The 3,154-nt window shown below is 64.7% G+C and carries 2 protein-coding genes; both read left to right on the top strand.

Features of this window, described 5'->3' with window-relative positions; genetic code table 11:
* The first annotated feature begins 112 nt into the window (after positions 1–112).
* Entirely contained in the window at positions 113–1,342 is a 1,230-nt protein-coding gene (locus GNK13_RS18095; protein ID WP_235935326.1) for a M16 family metallopeptidase, read from the top strand.
* Positions 1,343–1,613: 271 nt separating this feature from the next.
* On the top strand, positions 1,614–2,894 hold the full coding sequence (locus GNK13_RS18090; protein ID WP_164103963.1) for a M16 family metallopeptidase: 1,281 nt from the start codon (positions 1,614–1,616) through the stop codon (positions 2,892–2,894).
* Positions 2,895–3,154 lie beyond the last annotated feature (260 nt).

The following is a 3,154-nucleotide window of genomic DNA, read 5'->3' as shown; positions in this document are numbered from 1 at the left end:
GGCCCCCGGCCCCCAGCCCCCAGCCACCGGCCACCGGCTACCGGCCACCGGCCACCGGCTACCGGCTACCGGCTACCGGCTCCCGTTTCCCTAAACCCTGAACCCTGAAACCTTGCACCACCACCAACTCTCTTGCGGGATGACGCTTCTGGGGCAGAACATGCCTTGGCTCCGGTCGGCAGCCTTTGCGCTCGTCTTGCCAGCGGGCTGCCAGTACGAATCGCGCGCGCGGCGGGGCGTGGCTGGAATGGTCTGCGAGATGGTCCAGCGTGGTGCGGGCAGCCGCAGCAGCCGCCAGATCGTGGCCGAGAGCGATAACCTGGGGCTCGATCGCTCCTCCTCGGTCACCACAGCCCATACCTCCTACGGCGCGGCGATGCCGACCGAGTCGCTCGACGAGGCGCTGCGGCTGTACACCGACATCGTCCGGCGGCCCCATCTGCCCGGAGATCAGCTGGAGGATGCGCGGAGCGTGTCGCTGCAGGAGCTGCGGGCGAACGAGGACGAACCGGCTCAGCGAGTGATGATCCGTCTCAAGGAACGGCATTACGGCGACGACCTCGGCCACAGCCCCCAAGGAACCCTCGCCGGTTTGCAAGCGGTGACGGCGAGCGACGTGCGGGAGTTCTTTGAAGCCCATTACACGCCCCGAGGAGCGACGCTGGCGATCGCCGGCAATTTCGATTGGGAGCGGACGGTCGACTTGGTCGAGCAGTTGTTCGAAGGCTGGCCGCAAGCCCCCGAAGTTCCCCCTCCGGCCGCGGCGGGCACTCCCGGTTACGAACACATCGAGCATCCCTCGCAGCAAACTCACATCGGCTTCTCCTTTCCCGCCTGGTCCTACGATCACCCCGACTATTTCACGCTCCGGGCCGCCGTCGGAGTGCTCAGCGACGGGATGAGCAGCCGGCTGTTCGATCGCGTCCGCGAACAGCGGGGATTGTGCTACACGGTCTCCGCCGGGACCCATTCGATGCGCGGCGTCGGGGGCGTCTTTGGCTACGCCGGGACGACTGCCGAGCGGGCGCAAGAAACCTTGGACGTGACGCTCGCTGAAATCGACAAACTCGGTGCAACGGTCGAAGAAGACGAACTCGACCGGTTCAAAGTCCGCATCCACAGCCAGCTGATCATGCAGCAAGAATCGAGCTCCTCGCGGGCCGCGGCCATGGCCAGCGACTGGTACTTCCTTCGCCGCTTGCTGACGCCCGAGGAAATCGAAGCCGCAATCGACGCCGTGACCCCCGCCAAAATCGCCGCCCTCTGGGACCAGCTTCCCAAGAACCAATACCGCATCGTCACCCTCGGCCCCAAGCCGCTCCAAGTCAACGGAAGCCGGTAGCCGGTGTCCGGTGTCCGGGGGCCACGGAAGGACACGGAAGAGCACGGAAAAGGCTCTCGATTCCAACTCGTTTAACGGCAAGCCGCAGGCGACGGTGTTGGCAGTGGAAAGGCTGAGGGAAATAGACATCCAACAGGAGGCAACTGAGGTAACAGAGGAATGCTTCTCCGTTGCCTCTGTTTGCTCCTGTTCCTTCCGTGCTCGCCCGTGTCCTTCCGTGGCCACCCCCTGAAATCTGCTACCTGAAACCTGAAACCTGCTACTTTCCCCTATGCTTTTTCGCGAAACCACGCTCGCCAACGGCCTTCGAATCGTCGCGGAGATCAATCCGGCCGGCTATACCGCGTCGTTTGGCTATTTCGTGCACACCGGCGCTCGCGACGAGACGGATGAGATCGCCGGAGTCAGTCACTTCCTCGAGCATATGGTCTTCAAGGGAACGCCACGGCGGTCGGCGGCCGACGTGAATCGCGAGCTTGATGAACTCGGCGGACAGTCGAACGCTTACACCAGCGAAGAACAGACGGTTTATTACGCCACGGTGATTCCGCGGTACCAGGATCGAATCGTCGAACTCTTGACCGATCTGATGCGCCCTTCGCTTCGCAGTGAAGATTTCGAGTCGGAGCGGCAAGTGATCCTGGAAGAGATCGCCAAGTACGACGACCAGCCTCCGTTCGGCGCGTTCGAGCGGAGTGTCGAAGTCTACTTTGGTTCGCACGGTCTGGGCCGCCGCATTTTGGGAACCTCCGAGACGGTTTCGGCGATCTCCACCGACGCGATGCGAGCCTACTTCGACAGCCGCTATGTGCCGAGCGAGATGGTCTTTGCCGCCGCCGGCAATCTCGACTTCGATGCCGTCGTCGAGGCGCTCGAGCGGCAGACCACCGACTGGCCAACCGGTTCGCCACTCCCCCCTCGCATCCCTCCCTTCACCGCACCAACCGCCCATCAGCCGCCGGGCGCTAGCCCCCGGTTCCCGGGAACTAGGGGGTCAGAACTGCGTCGCGAAACCCTGCCCGCTCCCGACGCCCAGCAGAGCTATGCGGTCTCGCTCAGCTCCGCGCCTTCGCTCCGCGACCCCGACCGCTACGCGATGCGGCTGCTCGCCACCGTGCTCGGCGACGAGTCGGGGAGCCGACTGTTTTGGGAGCTGATCGATACGGGACGAGCGGAGGTCGCTGCGGTTTGGCCGCAAGAGTTTGAAGATTGCGGGGTGTTGATGAGCTATCTGATCTGCCACCCCGACGACCTGCAGTCGAACTTGCGGCTGGTCGATGGCGTGCTCGAGCGAATTGCCGAGGGGGGCGTCGAAGAGGACGAGCTGCGGCAAGCGATCAACAAGACGACCGCCGGGCTGGTGCTGCAGAGCGAGCGGCCGAGCAGCCGGATGTTCGCGGTGGGCAACGCGTGGCAAGTCCGCGGGACCTACACGCCGCTCGACGAACAGCTCGAACGCTACCGCTCCGTCACCCCGGACCAAATCGCCGAGCTGATCCAAAGATACCCGCTAGCCCCCAGCACCCAAATCCTAGCCACGCCATCAACATAGTCGCCTTTCGCTCCGCGAAAGCCGCGCAACAACACTGCTTTCGCGGAGCGAAAGGCGACAAAGCCGCGGAGCGGCGGCATACAATAGCCAGGGGCGTCAGCCCCTGGTTGCGGGCCCCCAAAAAATCCCCCACGGCCCCAGCGGGGCGACGTCGCCCCGCTGGGGCCGTGGGGGGCGCGATTGGGGCTCCGCAACCCAGGGCTCACGCCCTGGGCTATTCTCTATCGTCCCTCCGGGACTACTCCCCGGCCCCCGGCCCC

Source organism: Candidatus Laterigemmans baculatus (assembly GCF_010367455.1).
Classification (GTDB): Bacteria; Planctomycetota; Planctomycetia; order Pirellulales; family Pirellulaceae; genus Laterigemmans; species Laterigemmans baculatus.
This window is presented reverse-complemented; position numbering and strand designations above follow the sequence as displayed.

Excerpts from the sequence above, each read along its gene's own strand:
- GNK13_RS18090 (WP_164103963.1), top strand. The coding sequence starts at position 1,614 with ATGCTTTTTCGCGAAACCACGCTCGCCAACGGCCTTCGAATCGTCGCG.